Annotated in this window: 15 protein-coding genes; 4 read left to right on the top strand and 11 right to left on the bottom strand. The window is 58.8% G+C overall.

Annotated elements, in window-relative coordinates; translation table 11 throughout:
* Nucleotides 1-859: 859 nt before the first annotated feature.
* Complete coding sequence (locus tag NR201_RS09665; protein ID WP_256849712.1) at nt 860-1,189, bottom strand: hypothetical protein; 330 nt, start codon at nt 1,187-1,189, stop codon at nt 860-862.
* Between the two features lie 294 nt (nt 1,190-1,483).
* Here NR201_RS09665 and NR201_RS09660 point away from each other — a divergent pair, with 294 nt between their 5' ends.
* Together NR201_RS09660 and NR201_RS09655 are read left to right on the top strand one after the other, a co-directional pair.
* Nucleotides 1,484-1,693 (top strand): hypothetical protein, encoded by a 210-nt coding sequence (locus NR201_RS09660; protein WP_256849711.1) that lies wholly within the window; start codon nt 1,484-1,486, stop codon nt 1,691-1,693.
* Nucleotides 1,694-1,806: 113 nt separating this feature from the next.
* Complete coding sequence (locus NR201_RS09655) at nt 1,807-2,313, top strand: hypothetical protein (protein ID WP_256849710.1); 507 nt, start codon at nt 1,807-1,809, stop codon at nt 2,311-2,313.
* Between the two features lie 1,480 nt (nt 2,314-3,793).
* On the opposite strand, the gene NR201_RS09650 is transcribed toward NR201_RS09655, so the two are convergent.
* Nucleotides 3,794-5,092, bottom strand: a complete 1,299-nt coding sequence (locus NR201_RS09650) for an NCS2 family permease (RefSeq protein ID WP_212685931.1) — start codon at nt 5,090-5,092, stop codon at nt 3,794-3,796.
* A gap of 422 nt (nt 5,093-5,514) precedes the next feature.
* Here NR201_RS09650 and NR201_RS09645 point away from each other — a divergent pair, with 422 nt between their 5' ends.
* On the top strand, nt 5,515-6,258 hold the full coding sequence (locus NR201_RS09645) for a response regulator (protein WP_052270614.1): 744 nt from the start codon (nt 5,515-5,517) through the stop codon (nt 6,256-6,258).
* Here the strand turns inward: NR201_RS09645 and NR201_RS09640 are convergent, their stop codons facing one another.
* From NR201_RS09640 to NR201_RS09625, 4 genes are all read right to left on the bottom strand, one after another.
* Nucleotides 6,259-6,957 (bottom strand): D-lyxose/D-mannose family sugar isomerase, encoded by a 699-nt coding sequence (locus NR201_RS09640; protein WP_256849709.1) that lies wholly within the window; start codon nt 6,955-6,957, stop codon nt 6,259-6,261.
* 245 nt (nt 6,958-7,202) lie between these two features.
* Nucleotides 7,203-8,141: an ABC transporter substrate-binding protein gene (locus NR201_RS09635; RefSeq protein WP_010247755.1), complete on the bottom strand. Its 939-nt coding sequence runs from the start codon at nt 8,139-8,141 to the stop codon at nt 7,203-7,205.
* 90 nt (nt 8,142-8,231) lie between these two features.
* A complete protein-coding gene (locus NR201_RS09630; RefSeq protein ID WP_010670880.1) occupies nt 8,232-9,212 on the bottom strand; it encodes a ribose ABC transporter permease in 981 nt (326 codons plus the stop codon).
* A gap of 10 nt (nt 9,213-9,222) precedes the next feature.
* Complete coding sequence (locus NR201_RS09625; protein ID WP_033758244.1) at nt 9,223-10,737, bottom strand: sugar ABC transporter ATP-binding protein; 1,515 nt, start codon at nt 10,735-10,737, stop codon at nt 9,223-9,225.
* Nucleotides 10,738-10,884: 147 nt separating this feature from the next.
* Between NR201_RS09625 and NR201_RS09620 the strand changes: the two genes are divergently transcribed.
* Nucleotides 10,885-13,500: an ATP-binding protein gene (locus NR201_RS09620; RefSeq protein WP_256849708.1), complete on the top strand. Its 2,616-nt coding sequence runs from the start codon at nt 10,885-10,887 to the stop codon at nt 13,498-13,500.
* On the opposite strand, the gene phnE (NR201_RS09615) is transcribed toward NR201_RS09620, so the two are convergent.
* The 5 genes from phnE (NR201_RS09615) to phnP all read right to left on the bottom strand — a co-directional run bounded on the left by phnE (NR201_RS09615) (nt 13,454) and on the right by phnP (nt 17,921).
* Nucleotides 13,454-14,338 carry a phosphonate ABC transporter, permease protein PhnE gene (phnE, locus tag NR201_RS09615; protein ID WP_223565353.1) on the bottom strand — a complete coding sequence of 295 codons (885 nt, stop codon included), beginning with the start codon at nt 14,336-14,338 and terminating at the stop codon, nt 13,454-13,456. The two genes, NR201_RS09620 and phnE (NR201_RS09615), sit on opposite strands and share 47 nt — an antisense overlap.
* The gene (phnE, locus tag NR201_RS09610; protein WP_010670882.1) at nt 14,335-15,195 is read right to left on the bottom strand and encodes a phosphonate ABC transporter, permease protein PhnE; all 861 of its coding nucleotides are present in this window, start codon (nt 15,193-15,195) and stop codon (nt 14,335-14,337) included. The genes phnE (NR201_RS09615) and phnE (NR201_RS09610) overlap by 4 nt, the downstream gene beginning before the upstream one ends.
* Before the next feature lie 93 nt (nt 15,196-15,288).
* A complete protein-coding gene (phnD, locus tag NR201_RS09605; RefSeq protein ID WP_010247773.1) occupies nt 15,289-16,215 on the bottom strand; it encodes a phosphonate ABC transporter substrate-binding protein in 927 nt (308 codons plus the stop codon).
* 26 nt (nt 16,216-16,241) lie between these two features.
* Nucleotides 16,242-17,072, bottom strand: a complete 831-nt coding sequence (gene phnC, locus NR201_RS09600; protein WP_010247776.1) for a phosphonate ABC transporter ATP-binding protein — start codon at nt 17,070-17,072, stop codon at nt 16,242-16,244.
* Between the two features lie 78 nt (nt 17,073-17,150).
* A complete protein-coding gene (gene phnP / locus NR201_RS09595) occupies nt 17,151-17,921 on the bottom strand; it encodes a phosphonate metabolism protein PhnP (RefSeq protein WP_052270693.1) in 771 nt (256 codons plus the stop codon).
* Nucleotides 17,922-17,961 lie beyond the last annotated feature (40 nt).

Here is a 17,961-nt window from a genome sequence, read left to right as displayed (position 1 = left end):
GCAATAAAAATCAGGAATACATAAATTATAATTATAAATAACGTCAGGAACTTCTGTAGATCACTTTAAACGCGGGCCGGTTCTGTGACGTCTCGCAGGATATAAATGCTTTATTAGTACGATGAATATGGCAGAACAGACCGGCATAAGGATGCTTCAGCCCGGCCGTAGCAATCCAGCCTTCAGGCAGAAAACGCGCTGAGTGCGTTGATGAGCGAGCCCGTCTGCACGATAGCCCTGGTCTGATATGCATCACGAATAAACTCTCCATCATCAGCCCTTGATACGAACGGATAGCCCGGGCAATCGCAGAGAGAAATAGATTTGCCTGACTCGCGCATCAGCTGCAGTAACAGATGAAATTAAAAGCCGTAACATAACTGAAGCATATTGCAGACGAAATATAAAAACATACACAGCAACAAAAAACATCATTATTGAGCTTGTCACTCCATAATTGCTGTGCAATATAAATAACAGCAGACTGTAGAAGCTATTTCTTAAAATTAGTGCCACATACTGGCAATGTATTCCCGCCTTTCACATAAAATAAAATAAAGGACGCATAAAGAAACTCCAAAACGGAGGAAGACTGACAAGAAGTATTTGAGGAAAATTAACATACCTTTGGCAGCGCAGATAATAAATTTAATTACTCACTTAAAGAGGATTCATTGTGAAAGTTAAAAATATGACTGTGTTAGCGAGTATGGTTTTATTCTACTCCGCTCAGGGTATGGCCAGACAATTTGATATCAGTGCAGCAAACATTGACGTCAATACCTCTAAATCTTCCTTCATTCTTACTGGTGCGGGAGGTGCCGGCGGCGCAGGTGGCGCGGGGGGTGCAGGAGGCGCGTTAGGCGGGCAAGGTGGTGCCGGAGGTGTTGGCGGCGCCGGAGGTGCTGGCGGAAGTGATGGTAATGGCGCCGCTAACGCCAGCCAGAATGGTAATAATTCCAATAATGATAACGGCAGTAAAAACGGCAACGGTTCTGATCAGGGTAATAACAGTAATAACGGCACCGGGAATGCTAACGGGAGTGGTGACGGTAACGGAAATGATGCAGGCAACGGCGGTGGTAATGGAGGAGGTGATGGTGGCGGTGATGGCGGCGGTGATGGCGGCGGTGATGGCGGTGGTGATGGCGGCGGTGATGGCGGCGGAGACTGATAGTCTGGCGTCCATTAACTAAAAAGCTCCTGTTTGTAACCGTTATAGCAGGAGCATTATCACTGTTAGCACAGGAACAGCACATGAAACTTACCAGAAGTTACCCATTATTTTTAGCCACCGTACTGACAGTGGCATGTCCGTTTTACTCCCTGGCTCAGACTGCCAGCGACATGAATACTTCATCCTCAAATACCTCCCTCCAGCCCTCAGCAGGTAAAGACGGACAACAAGGCAATGGTGAAAACGGAGGCGCGGGAGGCAAAGGAGGCGTTCCGGGAGAAGGTACTAACGGAGGAAAAGGAGGTAATGGCGGCAATGGCGGCAATGGCGGCAATAGTGGGAGTGCCGATAATCCCGATACATCAAGTAAAGGCGGTGCGGGCGGCGCAGGTGGTGCGGGCGGCGCAGGTGGTGCGGGTGGCGCAGGCGGTGCGGGTGGCGCAGGCGGTACGGGTGGCGCAGGTGGTGCGGGCGGCGCAGGTGGTAACGGAGGGACCGGTGGAGAAAGTTTTCTGAAAAGGATTTTCAAATGAAAACAATCACTTTGTTAGCTTCGCTAATCATCATTCCGTATGCGCATGCTGATTACAAAACGGATATGTTGAGTTCACACCATAATGTGATTCTCATTGATGCCGCTGCAGGTTCTGATGGCGGACCGGGTCAGAACGGCGGTGCCGGGGCCAATGGCGGTCCGGGTGAAAATGGAGGACGAGGGGGAAACGGAGGTATCGGAGGAAATGGAGGGTCAGGAGGAAACGGTGGTGCCGGAGCCAATGGCGGTGATGGCGGAAATGGCGGCCTGGGAGGAAGCGGTGGAAATGGCGGAAACGGAGGTGCTGGACAGAATGGCCAGGCCGGAGGCAATGGCGGGAATGGAGGAAGCGGCAGTATGGGGGGAGATGGCGGAAACGGTGGAAATGGAGGGAATGGCAGCAATGGTAGTGCTGATGGCGCAGGGGGGAACGGAGGAAATGGTGGCAGCACGGGAGGTGACGGCGGTGCGGGAGGTAACGGTGGTGACGGAGGAGATGGCGGCGACTAAATTCAACCACGCCTTAATATCTCTTCTCTCCTGGCAGCAGGCTTATAAAACAGGCGAGAACAGCAATTATCACGGGTTAATTCACAGCTAAAACAGGCATTTGAATAACACTGATTTAGCGTAAGAAAACTTTCCGTTAGCTCCGTCAGCTCAACATTAAAATCAGCTTACCTGAATTAACTAAAACGCTCAGAGATCCTGTCAACGCTGAGTATGTGTGAAACTCCTCTTTTTTTACCATCAGGGAAATGCAACCTGGAGTTGGCGTACAGTGGAGCCCCGGATTTTTGATAGCCATCATGTGAGAAATAATGGAATTAAATACACCGCTGAAATGGAGTAACGAGTAACAACAAACGCCACAAGTGAAATGCTTTTATAATTTAACCGCACAAACGAGAACAGCCGCGAATAACAACAGCTCCGCCATATTCGCTCTATTGCAATGTTTCGCAGTGTATCAGACACCGCCAACCCCATAGCCTGGCGAACGATACCCGCTCAGTGTTAACGTGCTGCTAAGTGATCTGAAACTCCCATACTTCTGGCGGGCGTAACCCTCTCAGCGCTAACGCGCGGCTAAGTGATCTAAAACGTTCCATCGCCTGGCAGGCGAAACCCGCTCAGTGTCAGCCTGCTACAAAGCGAAACCTTATGAATCTTTCCCCGCTTTCAGTAACTTGAGCCCCGCCCATCCGGGTGACAAACCCACCGGCAGGGGTTTGCCAGAGGCGTCCGCAGCGCTGAGGAACAACCAGAGGCAAGGATGAGCCGACAGGACGTCGGCGAAAGGACGGCACGAGCCAGGGATGGCGAGTCCGGACGGTCCGTCGGCCGCAGGGCGTGACGAAGGCACCCCGCACAGCGGGGCGCGCAGGCAGCCGGACGCCGGGATTGTTAAGGGGCGGGCGTCCGCCTCTTGACGCGTCCGCCTGCACGGGCAACCTGAAACTCCCCCTCGCCTGGCGGGCGTAACCCTCTCAGCGCTAACGCGCGGCTAAGTGATCTAAAACGCTCCATCGCCTGGCAGGCGAAACCCGCTCAGTGTCAGCCCGCAGCAAAGCGAAACCAGTCTGCTCCTTCCCCGCTTTCAGCGGCCTGAGCACAGTCAGTCCGGGTGACAAACCCACCGGCAGGGGTTCCCCAGAGGCGTCCGCAGCGCTGAGGAACAACCAGAGGCAAGGATGAGCCGACAGGACGTCGGCGAAAGGACGGCACGAGCCAGGGATGGCGAGTCCGGACGGTCCGTCGGCCGCAGGGCGTGACGAAGGCACCCCGCTACGCGGGGCGCGCAGGCAGCCGGACGCCGGGATTGTTAAGGGGCGGGCGTCCGCCCCTTAACGCGTCCGCCTGCACAGGCAACCTGAAACTCCCCATCGCCTGGCGGACGAAACCCTCTCAGCGCTAACGCGCGGATAAGTGATCTAAAACGCTCCATCGCCTGGCAGGCGAAACCTACTCAGTGTCAGCCCGCAGCCATGCGAAACCCGCTCATAGCCAGCCCGCTGCTAAGCGAAATCTACTCAGTACCAGCCCGCTGCTAAGCGACCTTCCCTGCCGCCAGGCAACAACTAAGCACTCAACCATCCCAGCTTAATCACAAACAGGATCGACAGGATCACCAGCGCCGCATTCACCTCTTTCGCACGTCCGCTCAGCAGCTTCACCAGCGTCCAGGTAATAAAACCAAACGCGATGCCGTTGGCGATCGAATAGGTCAGCGGCATGGTCAGCGCGGTCACGGTGACTGGCGCGGCGGTGGTGATATCTTTCCAGTCAATCTCTGCCAGACCCGATGCCATCAGCACCGCCACAAAGAGCAACGCAGGCGCGGTGGCATAAACCGGAACACTGGAGGCCAGCGGCGAGAAAAACAGGGCCAGCAGGAACAGCACGGCGACCACAATCGCGGTCAGGCCGGTACGGCCACCGGCACTCACGCCCGCCGCCGATTCCACATAACTGGTAGTGGTCGAGGTGCCGAGCAGCGAACCAAACAGCGCAGCCGCACTGTCAGCAATCAGCGCACGGCCCATCTTCGGCACGTTACCCTGCTCATCCGCCAGACCGGCGCGTTTGGTCACACCCAGCAGCGTGCCCGTGTTATCAAACACATCAACAAACAGGAAGGCAAAAATCACGCTGATCAGGCCGACGTTAAACGCGCCGGCAATATCCAGCTGCATAAAGGTCGGTGCAATCGACGGCGGTGCAGAGAAGACCCCGGCAAAGGGCGACAGACCAATGCCCATGGAGATAAAGGTCACCAGCAGAATACCGATCAGCACTGCGCCCGTAACCCGACGTGCTTCCAGTACCACAATAACCACAAAGCCGAGCATCGCCAGCAGCGGACCCGGTTTAGTCAGATCGCCAATGCCCACCAGCGTCGCCGGGTTATCGACCACAATGCCCGCCCCTTCCAGCGCAATCAGCGCCAGAAAAAGCCCGATACCGGCACCAATCCCGGCGCGCAGCGGCAGCGGAATACTGGCAATAATCCATTCACGAATCTTAAATAGCGACATCGCGAAGAAAATCACCGCCGAGAGAAACACCGCACCCAGCGCAATCTGCCACGTGTAGCCCATGTGCAGCACAACGGTGTAGGTGAAGAAGGCGTTCAGTCCCATACCCGGCGCCAGCGCAATCGGATAGTTGGCGATCAGCCCCATCAGCACGCAGCCAATCGCCGCCGCCAGACAGGTGGCGACAAATACCGCGCCCTTGTCCATGCCGGTTGCGCCCAGAATGCTTGGGTTCACAAACAGAATATAAGCCATCGCCAGGAAGGTGGTGATCCCGGCGATAATCTCAGTACGAACCGTCGTGTTATGCGCTTTGAGTTTGAATAGTTTTTCTAACATCATCATCTCTCGATACAGGAGACATCAGTCTCACTTGCCAAAGGGGTTTGCATGCTGATTATTCTGTTTCCGGGACACTGATGCCGGCCGCTGCATACTTGCGTGCCAGAATCGCCTGAAATCCCTGACTTACCCACTGCCCAAAGCAATTGCCATGCCATCTACCGACGCAATCGATTACCTGGCAGAGCCGGGTACGGCTAAGAGAATTCCGAACCAAAACGAGGCGCGATTATGGTGCAATGCACCGATGCCGCGCAATCGTTTTCCTGCGGCAAACGGCGAGCCCCGAAAAACTCTGCGCCAGCGCACGCTTCCGCACTCTCACAGGCGAAGCTGGTCACGTTTCAGCACGCTGCCTCAGCAAGCTTTTTTGGCCTGTGTAGACTCCTGAATTAACTCTTTCGTAACATTGAGGCCGCGCAATGAAGCCAGCAATTTTGGTGGTGGATGATGATCCTGCAGTCTGCGACGTCTTGCAGGATGCGTTAAGTGAACATCTGTTAACGGTCTACCGCTGTCATCAGGGACGCGAGGCGCTATCGATGCTAAGCGAACACCCGGAAATCTCGCTGGTGATGCTGGATATGATGCTGCCCGATACCAACGGGCTACTGGTGTTGCAGCAGCTTCAGCGTCAGCGACCCGAAGTGCTGGTGATTATGCTGACCGGTATGGGTTCTGAAGCGGAGATGGTGGTGGGCCTTGAGATGGGCGCAGATGATTACATCGCCAAACCCTTTAATCCACGCGTGGTAGTAGCGAGAACCCGGGCGGCCCTGCGTCGCAGCGGACGCATAGCGCAGGCCGACCCTGAACAGGAGGGCTGGCGTTTTGGCGGCTGGCAACTGGATGATGGCCGCTGCCAGCTGTTTAATCCGCAGCGCGAGCTGGTGCCGCTGACCCAGGGGGAATATAGCCTGTTACGCGCACTGGTTCGCCACGCCCGAAAAGTGCTGACCCGCGATCAGCTGCTGGAGCTGACCCACAGCGAAAGTCTCGACGTGTTTGATCGCACCATCGACGTGCTGATCATGCGGTTGCGCCGTAAAATCGAAATCAATCCGCACCAGCCCGACCTGATCCGCACCATTCGCGGACTGGGTTATGTCTTTTCGGCCGATGTGGTGAAACCCGATTCGACAACGCGTGCCAGTCAGATTGCCTGATTACGCCTGCCGCGCGCAGGATAGCCAGTGCGCGTAATCGTTGCACAGCAGCCAGCGCGGCGCTTCATCCTCCTCCAGTGGGTTGAAACGAGCCAGCGGCGTCAGAAACACATTGTCGTTTTCATCATCGTTTGTCATCGACACCTCGCCCACCAGCACGTCGCCGAAGCCACTTTCCCCCCAGAAACTGTGCCAGATGCCCGCCTCCAGCGTCACGCTTTCACCCGGTGAGAGCCGCAGCAGTGAACCGGCGGCGTGGGTCTGGCGCAGGCCATCCAGCGACACTGCCACCAGCGAGTCAGCCAGCCCGTCCCCATCGCGGTTATGCAGTTCGACAATCAGATTCCCGCCGCTGCGATTAATGATGTCTTCCATCTTGCGCGGATGGTAGTGCATCGGCGTCTGCTGCCCTTCCCGCACATGCATTATTTTCTCGGCGTAGGGTTTATGCCACGGCTGCCCGCCTGGTGAACCGTTGCGCAGGGTAAATAGTGTCAGCCCGGTCTGCAGAAAATCAGCTGCGCCAAAACTGGTGAGATCCCAGCCCAGTCGCAACGCCAGAATCTCCTGCGCGACCTCACGATCCTGAGCCCGCCACTGGCTCACATCGAAATCGGCCCACGGCGGCAGATGCACATCCTGCTGTCGGAAAAACTCGCGCGTATGTTGCAGGTAATAATTAACCTCTGAACGTTGCATGGTGGCCTCCTGAGGGTACTGACAAAGTCTGGCCCGGGTTAGCTGTAAGAGCGAGCCTGCGCAGAGAGCCCGGTCAGATCGGAAAGTCGCTAAGGCCAATCCCTGGCCGCTCGGCCCGCGCCGTCCCTGGCGCGGGACGCTTTCCTCCTCTGACCGGGTTCCCTGCGCGATAAGGTTATTCGTTGCTGCCAGATTCACCCTGATTTAAGTCTGTCAGAAGTCTGAAGCGGGTGCCGCACTAAAGCTTATTTCACCGTCCAGCCCTGATAGCTGCCGATATTATTACGATCGATCAGTTTCACCGGGATCAGCACCGGTTTGTCCGGTGCCGGTTTGCCCTGCAGAATGTCATAACCAATCTCGACCGCTTTGGCGGCCATGACCTGTGGATCCTGCGCAGGCGTCGCGACGAACAGTGAATTCTTGCGCTTCAGCGCCTCTTCACCGTCCGGCGAGCCATCGACGCCAACGATAAAGAACTCACTGCGCTGCGCCTGTTTCGCCGCTAAGTCTGCGCCAATCGCTGTCGGGTCGTTGATGGCAAACACCGCATCAATTTTTGGATTGGCAGAAAGCAGACCGGTCATGACTTCCAGTCCGCCTTCACGACTGCCTTTGGCGTTCTGGTTGTAAGAGAGCAGCTTGATGTCCGGATGGGTTTTCAGTTCGGTCATACAGCCTTCAACGCGGTTCTGCACCGCAGAGACAGGGGGTCCGTTGATGATCACCACGTTGCCTTTGTTCTTCAGGCGGTCAGCAATATATTTACAGGCCATCGCGCCCGCCTCGGTGTTATCGGAGGTGATGGTCGCATTCGCGCCATCGGCCGCCACGTCGACCGCCACCACGACGATACCGGCATCACGCGCCCGCTTCACCGCCGGGGCGATCCCTTTGGAGTCGGCGGCGTTGAGAATAATCATGTCGACTTTGGCCGCAATAAAGTTATCAATCTGGCCCACCTGCTGACCGAGATCGTAGCCGCTGGAGACCAGCGTCACATTCACTTTATCGCCCGCCAGCTGACGCGCCTTCATCTCTGCGCCTTTGGTGATCTGCACGAAGAAGGGGTTTGCCAGATCGCCGACCGTTACGCCGATAGATTTGAGTTCTTTTGCCTGAGCCAGGCCGGTACTGAACAGCGTCGCCGCCAGCAGCCCGGTTACAATCGGATTAAAACGCATAGACCTTCTCCTGCTGTTTTCAAGGTGCCAACCACTTAATGGCGTTTTTTAGGTGGCGGAGGTGAAATGGCACATCCGCCCTTATAAGACTCAACTCACATGATGACGGGTACGGTATTTGTCGATCAGGACTGCGATGATGATGACCGCGCCCTTGATCACCAGCTGCCAGAAATAGGAGACCCCCATCAGCGTCATGCCGTTATTCAGCGTGGCGATAATCAGTGCACCAATCAGGGTGCCGGTGATGGTACCGATGCCGCCGACAAAGCTGGTACCGCCGAGGATCACCGCCGCAATCGCATCCAGCTCATAGCCCACCCCAAGGTTGCCGTTGGCGCTGTAAAGCCGCGAGGCGCTCATCAGACCGCCCAGCCCCGACAGCAGGCCGCTCATGCCGTAGACAAACAGCAGCACCATTCCGACCTTGATACCGGTGAGACGCGCCGCCTGGATATTGCCGCCGACCGCGTAGATATGGACGCCCAGCGTGGTGCGGCGCAGGATGAACCAGCAGATGGCGATCACCGCAAAGGCAATCACAATCAGCCATGGCACCGGCCCGAGATAGCCGTTGCCGATCCACTCAAAGTTAATATCGGAGTTGATCACTGTGGTGCCATCCGCCAGCAGGTAAGCGGCTCCGCGCAGCGCGGTGTAGGTGCCAAGCGTGACGATAAAGGGCGGCAACCCGGCCCAGGCGACCAGGATGCCGTTGAATAGCCCCATCACCAGGCCGGCGCCCAGCGCCATCGGAATGGTCATGGAAGCCAGCATCGGATCCAGTGATGCCACCAGCGCCACCACCGCGGTGGTCCCCAGCATTGACCCCACCGACAGGTCGATGCCGCCGGTGAGGATCACAAAGGTCATGCCCGCCGCCAGCACGATATTAATCGACGCCTGACGGGTGATATTGAGCAGGTTTGCTTCGGTGAAGAAGTTCGGCGTGACGAAACCAAATACTGCCACGATCAGGATCAGAATCGGCAGGATACCCACCGTTTGCAGCAGATCGCCCATCAGGGCGCGTTTCAGCGTCGGTGCTTTGGTGCGGGCCAGTTGTGTCATGGTGGTCTCCTTAGATTTCGCCTGCTGACGCGCTGTGCGCACCGGTTGCCAGCGTCATAATATTTTCCTGACTGATGTGGCTGCCCTCCAGCTCACCGACGATGGTGCCTTCGTGCATCACGTATACGCGGTCGCTCATCCCGACCACTTCCGGCAGTTCGCTGGAGATCATCAGAATCGCCACACCCTGCCGCGCCATCTCCTGCATCATCCGATAGATCTCACTTTTCGCCCCGACATCGACGCCGCGCGTCGGCTCATCGAGGATCAGGATGCGCGGGCCAATCGCCACCCAGCGTGAAATCAGCAGCTTCTGCTGGTTACCGCCCGACAGACCGCCCGCCCGGACCTGAGCGTGAGGAACGCGAATATTGAGTGAAGCGATCGCCTCACTGGCGATGGTCTGCCCTTTGCGGCGGTTCAGCATCCCGTAACTGGCGTCACGTTCCAGCGTCGCCATCACGATGTTCTCCTGCGCCGCCATCTCCAGAAACAGTCCCTGCTCTTTGCGGTTTTCGGTGAGGAAACCGATGCCGCGTGCAATCGCATCGCGCGGTGAATGGATGGTGACCTTCTCGCCATCGATCCAGATCTCGCCCTCTTTCGGCTTGTGCACGCCAAAAATCAGCTGTGCCAGTTCGCTGCGGCCTGCGCCCACCAGCCCGGCCAGGCCGACAATCTCTCCGGCCCGCACTTCAAGACTGCTGGGATGCACTTTGCCGCCGTCGGTAAGGTGATTGACCGCCAGCCGGATATCACCCAGCGGGATAGCACGGTCTTTGTTAAACAGGTCGCTGAGCGGCCGTCCGACCATCATCCGCACCAGTTCGCTGGCGTTAAGCTGGTCACGGGTCAGGCTGCCCACATACTCCCCGTCGCGCAGCACGCTGACGCGGTCGGACAGCTCATATACCTCCGCCATGCGGTGGCTGATATAGATGATCGCCATGCCTTCGCTGCGCAGCCGTTTGATCAGGGCGAACAGCTGTTCGGTTTCGCGGTTGGAGAGCGCGGCGGTCGGCTCATCCATCACCAGAATGCGGCTGTTGCGCTGCAGCGCGCGGGCGATCTCCACCTGCTGCTGCTCGGCGATGCTCAGACGGCTGACCAGATCCCAGGCGCTGAACTGCGCGCCGAGCCGGTCAATGACCCGCTGCGCCTCTTCGGCCATCTGCCGCCGCCTGACCAGCCCGCCGGGCGCGATTTCGCTGCCGAGAAAAATGTTCTCCGCCACCGTCAGGTTGGGTGCCAGGTTGATCTCCTGATAAATCAGGGTGATCCCGGCGGCCAGAGCCTCTTTCGGCCCTTTCAGCGCCCAGGGCTTGCCTTCAATTAAAATTTCCCCGCTGCTGGCGGTATAGGCACCGGCCAGAATCTTCATCAGTGTGCTTTTACCCGCGCCGTTCTCCCCCATCAGCGCGTGGACCTCACCGGGATAAACCGTGAGATCGACGCCCTTCAGGGCATAAAAGCTGCCGAAGCGCCGGGTAATTCCCCGCATTTCCAGTATCGGTGTGGCTGTCATCGCCTCGCTCCTGCGGACTGTGGATAGCCGTCAGTAAAGCAACGCCAGATAAACGGAAAATGTCAGCGCCCATTCATATTTGTCATAAACGCCCGCCTGCACGCTCCTATACTCGGCCCATCGTTGCAGTGAATAAGAGGTCGTGGGATGCAGCGCACTTATCCGTGGCAGGCCGGGGCACGTGGACGCCTGTTACTGTTCAATCTGCTGGTGGTGTCGGTCACGCTGATGGTCAGCGTGGTGGCGATCTTCGGCTTTCGTCATGCCGGGGCGATTCAGGAGCAGGCGCAGGCGCAGACCCTGGCCGACATGAACGGCAGCCTGGCGCTGGCGCGGGATACCGCCAACGTGGCGACAGCGGCAGTGCGGCTGTCACAGGTGGTGGGCGCGCTGGAGTACCAGAGCGAATCACAGCGGCTGCAGCAGAATCAGCAGGCGTTGCAGCAGTCGCTGAGCCTGCTGGCCAGTGCGCCGCTGGCGGCACGTCAGCCGGAGCGCATCGCCCGGATCCGTGCCCGCAGCCTGATGCTGGAACAGACGATTAACAGCCTGCTGCTGACCGGCCACCAGCGTCATCTGCAGCGCAACAACATGCTGAGCGACCTGTGGCAGACGCAGATTCTGCTCAGCCATATCGACCAGCTGGTGCAGCGGGAACAGCGGACGCTGCCGGATGCCGCACTGCGGGAGCAAACCGAACGGCTGATCACCATCGCGATCCGCACACCCTCGCCCATCGCCGTCATCGAACAGCTCCAGCAGGTGATGGTACAGTGGCGCAACGTGCCGCTGACCGGCGTGACCGGCGAAAACGTGCAGCGACTGCTGGCTACCCAGCAGCGCCTGCTGCCGCTGGCAGAGGCGCTGGAGCAGAGCGACCTGGCGATCGCCTATGCCACCTACCGGATTAAAGCGCTGGTGGCGATGCTGAATGAAGATATCAGCGCCTCGGTGCAGCAGGTGGCGTTACAGAGTGAGGCGCGCACCCTGGCGACCCACCGTGAGCTGGATTCCATCATCGGCTTTATCGCGCTGTTTGCGCTGCTGGCGCTGGCGATCACCGGCTATGCCGGTATCTACATCTACCGCAATCTCGGGTCGAGCCTGACGGCCATTGCCGGGGCCATGACGCGGCTGGCGCAGGGCGAGCAGAACGTCAGCGTGCCAGGGCTGCAACGCCGCGACGAGCTGGGCGAGCTGGCGCGGGCGTTTAACGTCTTTGCCCGTAACACCGCCTCACTGGCTCACACCTCACGGCTGCTGAAAGAGAAGAGTAATCAGCTGGAGTCCACCTTTCTGGCGATGCGCGACGGCTTTGCGCTGTTTGATAACAACGGTCAGCTGGTGGTGTGGAACGCCCAGTATGCGGAGCTGCTCGGCATCGCGCCGCATGAACTGCATCGCGGCGTCCCCTGGCAGCAACTGCTGGCGCCGCTGGCGGTGGATCTGCACGATCCCGGTGAACCGCAGGAGATCCGGCTGGCCGATGGTCGTACGCTGGAGCTGCGCTTCAGTCCAATCCCGCGGCGCGGCATGGTCAATACCGTGCTGGACCGGACCTCGCGTAAAACGCTGGAGGAGGCGCTGCAGCACAGCCAGAAGATGAAGGCGGTCGGCCAGCTGACCGGCGGACTGGCGCACGACTTCAACAATCTGCTGGCGGTGATTATCGGCAGTCTGGCGCTGACCGAAGGCCAGCTGACGCCCGGCCCGCTGGCCAGCCGGATTGAGCGGGCGCGGCAGGCGGCCGACCGCGCTGCACAGCTGACCCAGCGGCTGCTGGCGTTCTCACGCAAGCAGGCTCTCTATCCCCGTGCGGTGTCGGTGGTGACGCTGGTGGATAACCTGCAGGGGCTGCTGCAGCACTCGCTGCTGCCCGGCCAGCAGCTGATTATTGATGCGCAGCGTCCCGGCTGGCCCGCCTGGATTGATGCCAGCCAGCTGGAGAATGCGCTGATGAATCTGGTGGTAAATGCCCGCGATGCGATGCATCAGCAAAGCGGCGAAATCCGGCTGCGCATCTGGAATCAGCGTCGTCTGGAGGGCGATGAAAAACGTGACAGGGTCACAATCGAGGTGATAGACCACGGCTGCGGCATGTCGGCCGGGGTTCGTGAGCAGGTGTTTGAGCCTTTTTTCACCACCAAAGCTACCGGCAGCGGCAGCGGGCTGGGCCTGTCGATGGTCTATGGTTTTGTACGGCAGTCAGGCGGCCAGATCGAACTGGAAACCGCGCCAGGCCAGGGCACCACGGTGCGGCTGCTGTTGCCACGCGCGCCGGAAGCCGCCGCCGCCATAGTGATCGCCCCGCCATCACCTGTGCACATTGAGACGGAGATTGCGGCGGCCAGTAACCGGCTGGTGCTGGTGCTGGATGATGAACCAGCGGTGCGCCAGACACTCTGTGAGCATCTGCATCAACTGGGTTATCTGACGCTGGAGTGTGGTGACGGTGAAGAGGCGCTGGCGCTGCTGCGCCAGACACCCGATATCGACCTGCTGATCAGCGACCTGATGCTGCCCGGCGAGATTAACGGTGCGGAGGTGATCCGCCAGGCGCAGCAGAACTGGCCGCAGCTGGCGACGCTGCTCATCAGCGGTCAGGACCTGCGCCATCAGCCGGTGACGCTGCCGCTGTGCGAACGGCTGGCGAAGCCCTGGCAGCAGGCACAGCTGGTGCAGGCGTTACAGCGCGCCTGGCAGCGCAGCGAACGGCTTAATCGCGCGCAGCAGGCTGCCACAACGGTACCGGCTTCCCACTGATGTAGCGCTTGCGCAGGCGGCTGGAGATCACATCCATCACCATCACTACCACCACCAGAATCAGCGTCAGGAACATCACCACATCCCAGTTCCACAGGCGCATATTCTCAGCGTAAACCAGACCGACGCCCCCGGCGCCGACAAAGCCCAGCACCGCCGCTGAGCGGGTATTGGACTCTATCTGGTAAAGGCTCAGCGCCAGAAACTGCGGGAATGACTGGGTGAAGATGCCGAAGCGGTGTTTCTGCAGGCTGTTGGCGCCGACTGCGCCCAGTCCGCGACCCGGTGAACGCTCCACCGCTTCGTGCCCTTCGGCGTAGAGTTTGCCGAGCAGACCGACATCCTGCAGGATAATCGCCAGCACCCCGGCCAGCGGCCCCATGCCGACCGCCCGGACGAAGATCAGCCCCCAGATCGCCATGTCGATACCGCGCAACACGTCAAACAGACGTCGCATCAGAAACGCCAGCGGTTTCGCAGTTCGGCTGTGCATCACGTTGCGCGCCGCCAGAAACGACAGCGGCAGCGCCAGCAGCGAGGCAGTCAGCGTGCCGGCAAAGACAATCCCTAAGGTGATGCCGACCTGCGACAGATAGTAGCCAAACGGCCAGTTCAGGAAGTCGTGCCAGACAAACATCCGCAGGAAATAGCGCCCCAGCTGCTGACAGCCCATCAGCAGGCGCGACCACTCCAGACCAAACACCGAAAAGAAAAAGAGGTAATAGAGCAGCAACGCCAGTGTGATCAGCGCCAGGCGACGCAGATAGCGCGGCTGTGCGGCGAAGAGTTCACGATGCTGCTGCTTCATTAGCGCGATATCGGGAACGGTGCTTATCATGTCCTGTCTCCTGTCACACGGCGACGAAGCTGGCCGGAGAGCGTATCCAGCAGCGACACCACAATCAGGATCAGCAGCAGCGTAATACTGACCTGATCGTAGCGGTCCAGTTTGATGTTGGTCATCAGCTCCTGGCCGATGCCGCCCGCGCCGACCAGCCCAAGGATGGTTGAGGAGCGGAAGTTAATCTCCAGCCGCATAAAGCTGTAGGAGAGAAAGACCGGCTTAACCTGTGGCCAGAAAGCGAAACGCATCCGCTGCAGCTTGCTGGCTCCGCAGGCCGCCAGGCCGCGTACCGGCTTATCCGACGCCGACTCAATCGCCTCGTAAAACAGCTTGGTCAGGCTGCCCACGGTGTGCAGCGCCAGCGCCAGAAAACCGGGGATCGCCCCGATGCCAAAGGCCATCACAAACATCACCGCCCACGCCAGCTCCGGCATGGTGCGCAGGAAGGCGACAAAGGCGCGAATCGTCATCCGCACGCTGACCGGCGTCTGGGTATTGTCGGCGGCGAAAAAGGCCAGCACCGCGGCCAGTGCCACCGCCACCAGCGTCGAAGCCAGCGCCAGTTGTAGTGTTTCCCAGATCAGCGGCAGCTGGATCGGCAGACGGTAGCCCCAGTAAGCCAGCGAGCCTTCGGTCTTGCCGTCGGCAAACAGCAGCGGCAGATGCAGTACCGGCAGGATTTCGTGCAGGTAGTCAAAGAAGTGCGGCAGCGACTGCCAGACGGTAAGCAGATTAAATTCTGCCACCCTGCCCGCCGCCAGGTAGAGTGCCACCAGCAGCAGTGACCAGAGCAGCGTGTCTCGTTTCTGCTGGCGGCGGATGCGTTGGTAGTAGTGTTCGAATTCGGTCAAAGGGGATCTCCGGCGCTAAAGCAGCGGGACGCAGGCGAGTTTGCCGCGCCCCGCTTTCCCCGCCTGAGCGGAGAAGGTAAGGAGTGGCTGGATTTAGCCGCGGCTGCCTTTCATCAGGTCGCGCTTCATATCGATGATGTTCTGATAATCGGCGACCGTCGCCTGACCGATATGCTGCTCGCCGCCCACCGCTTTCACGAAGCAGGCGTGATCTTCCTTATCCAGCTTTTTAATTGCCGACACCACTTTCGCTTTAAAGTCAGCGGGCAGCTTGTTGCTGACCAGCACCGGACCGTTGGGGATCAGCGGTGACTGCCAGATAATGCGGATCTGCTTCATCAGATCAGGATGGTCCATGCGGATCAGACGGCCAAACGCGCCAGAGGTATAGCCGCTGTTGTAGTCACCGACCAGTGAGGTCCAGGTCACTGCGCCATCAAACTGGTTGTTCAGCACGCCCAGAATGTCCTGCTCATGGCCGCCGGAGAAGGTGACGCTGGAGAAGGTGTTGTTATATTTGTCATCCACTGAGCCGCCGAACATCTTCTTAAACGCCTGGTTCGGCATCAGGAAGCCGGACGTCGAGTCGGGATCGGCCATACCGAAAGATTTCCCTTTCAGGTCTTCCAGTTTTTTGTAGGGGCTGTCCGCTTTGACGATCACCACCGAGTGGTAGCCGCGTGACTGATCTTTGTCATCCACCACAATGCCAACCACATCCACCGCTTTCGGGTCCTGAATGTAGACCGACGCAAACGAGGCTGGCGACATGCTCAGCACCATATCAATCTTGCCACCCAGCAGACCCTGAATCACGCCAGAGTAGTCGGAGGCGTTGCGCATCTGGGTATCCACACCCAGCTCTTTATCAAAGAAGGTCTTCACACACTGATTATCGCCAATCTGCTGGGTGGCGTTCTGACCGCCCAGAATCCCCAGATTAAGCTGTTTCGGCGCATCCGCTGCGCTGACACCAAACGCCATTACACTGGTCAGGAGTGCTAAAGAAGTCAGTTTCATTCGGGGTTGTTCTCTTGCTGTGGAAGTTAATGGATTTGGTTAAGTTCATCGCCGTACAGCTGGTGCAGCAGGCTGTCGGTCAGTCCTGAAGGATGGCCGTCAAACAGCACCACGCCGCGCTGAATGCCAATCACCCTGGTGCAGTAGCTTTTCACCAGCTCAATCGAGTGCAGGTTGACCATCACGCTGATGCCCTGCTCGCTGACCTGACGCAGCACATCCATGATGCGCTTGGTATTTTTGGGATCGAGTGACGCCACCGGCTCATCGGCCAGCAGGATTTTGGGGTTCTGCATCAGGGCACGGCAGATCGCCACACGCTGCATCTGACCGCCAGAGAGGTTTTCCGCCCGCTGCAGCGCCTGCGGCAGCATGTTCATCCACTGCAGCAGTTCGATGGCGTGCGCCCGGTCATTGTCGGAGAAGATTTTAAAGAAGGATTTCAGCGTACCGGTCTGGCTCAGACGGCCCAGCAGCACGTTGGTCAGCACGTCGAGGCGTGGCACCAGACAGAAATCCTGAAAGATCATGCCGCACTGGCTGCGCCATTCGCGCAGCTGGCGGCTGTTGAGCGTAACCACGTTACGATCCGCTTCGCCATGATGCAGACTGATAATCGCGCCGGAAGTCGCTTCAATCGTGCCGTTGAGCATGTGCAGCAGGGTCGATTTACCCGCGCCAGAGCGGCCAATCACCGCCACCAGCTCACCGGCGTGCAGGTCGAAACTGACCTGATCCAGCACCTGAGTGTCGCCGTAGGCTTTGCTCAGTTTCTGCACCGACAACACTTTTTGTCCGCTAAGGCTGGCCGGTGGCAGGTCGTTGTCGACCACCGTTTTCAGAAGTGCCTGTGCCATGGTTTCTCCGTCATCGCTGATTGCGTTCTGCGGGTTATTAAGGCGTGACGCGATGAACACGAGATGACAGTCAGATGATCAAACCGTGACAGGCCAGTGCGCGCCGCACAGCAATGTCTGGCCGTCACGGGCAGCCAGCACGCCGTCCGGTAACGGGTTCTCAGCTAACCAGTTATCCATCTCATGACTGAGGTGGGTGAGCCAGGTCTGACGCGGCTGGAGCATCTCTGCTATCGCCAGCGCCTGGGTCACATCATTATGGTTACGCGGTTCTGCTTGCGGCGGATCGTTGCAGTCAATCACCAGCTGGTCCAGCGGCTGACCGCGCAGGAAGTCGGCGGTGTCGGGTGGCAATCCGCAGGTATCACACAGCCAGGCGAGCCGGGTGCCGTGCCAGTCGAACAGATAGCCATGCGTCAGCTTCGAGTGCTGCAACGGCAGCGGCGTAACCTGCAGTTCACCAAAGGCGTGTGCTACAAACGGCGTTAAGGCGGGACGGAAATCGAGCAGGCCAGGATGTTTATAGAGATCGTCACAGCCTCGCGGATCGGGTGGACCCCAGACCGGAATCGGCGCGCCCACTCCCCAGCGCAGTGCAAAAAGCCCCTGCACATGATCCATGTGGTAGTGAGTCAGTAGAATGCGCGTCAGCGTGCCGGGCGGGAAGCGCGACGCCAGCAGCGGCAGACCGGCATCCAGCAGGATGCGCTCGCGACCAAACTCAATCAGCGCGCTGCAGGGTGCACGCGCGTAGCCACTGTTGAGCTGCGCCCGCTGACAGGCGCGACAGGCGCAGCCCGACAGCGGTGCGGCAGTGACCCCGCCAGTACCCAGAAAAGTGAGTTTCATTGATGCACCTTTGGTAGCGGATGTCGATGCCGGACTGTCA

It is taken from the genome of Pantoea sp. Fr-CA_6 (genome assembly GCF_024520895.1).
Lineage (GTDB): Bacteria > Pseudomonadota > Gammaproteobacteria > Enterobacterales > Enterobacteriaceae > Pantoea > Pantoea agglomerans.
The sequence above is the reverse complement of the archived record's forward strand: the minus strand, read 5'-3'. Positions and strand labels throughout refer to the sequence as shown.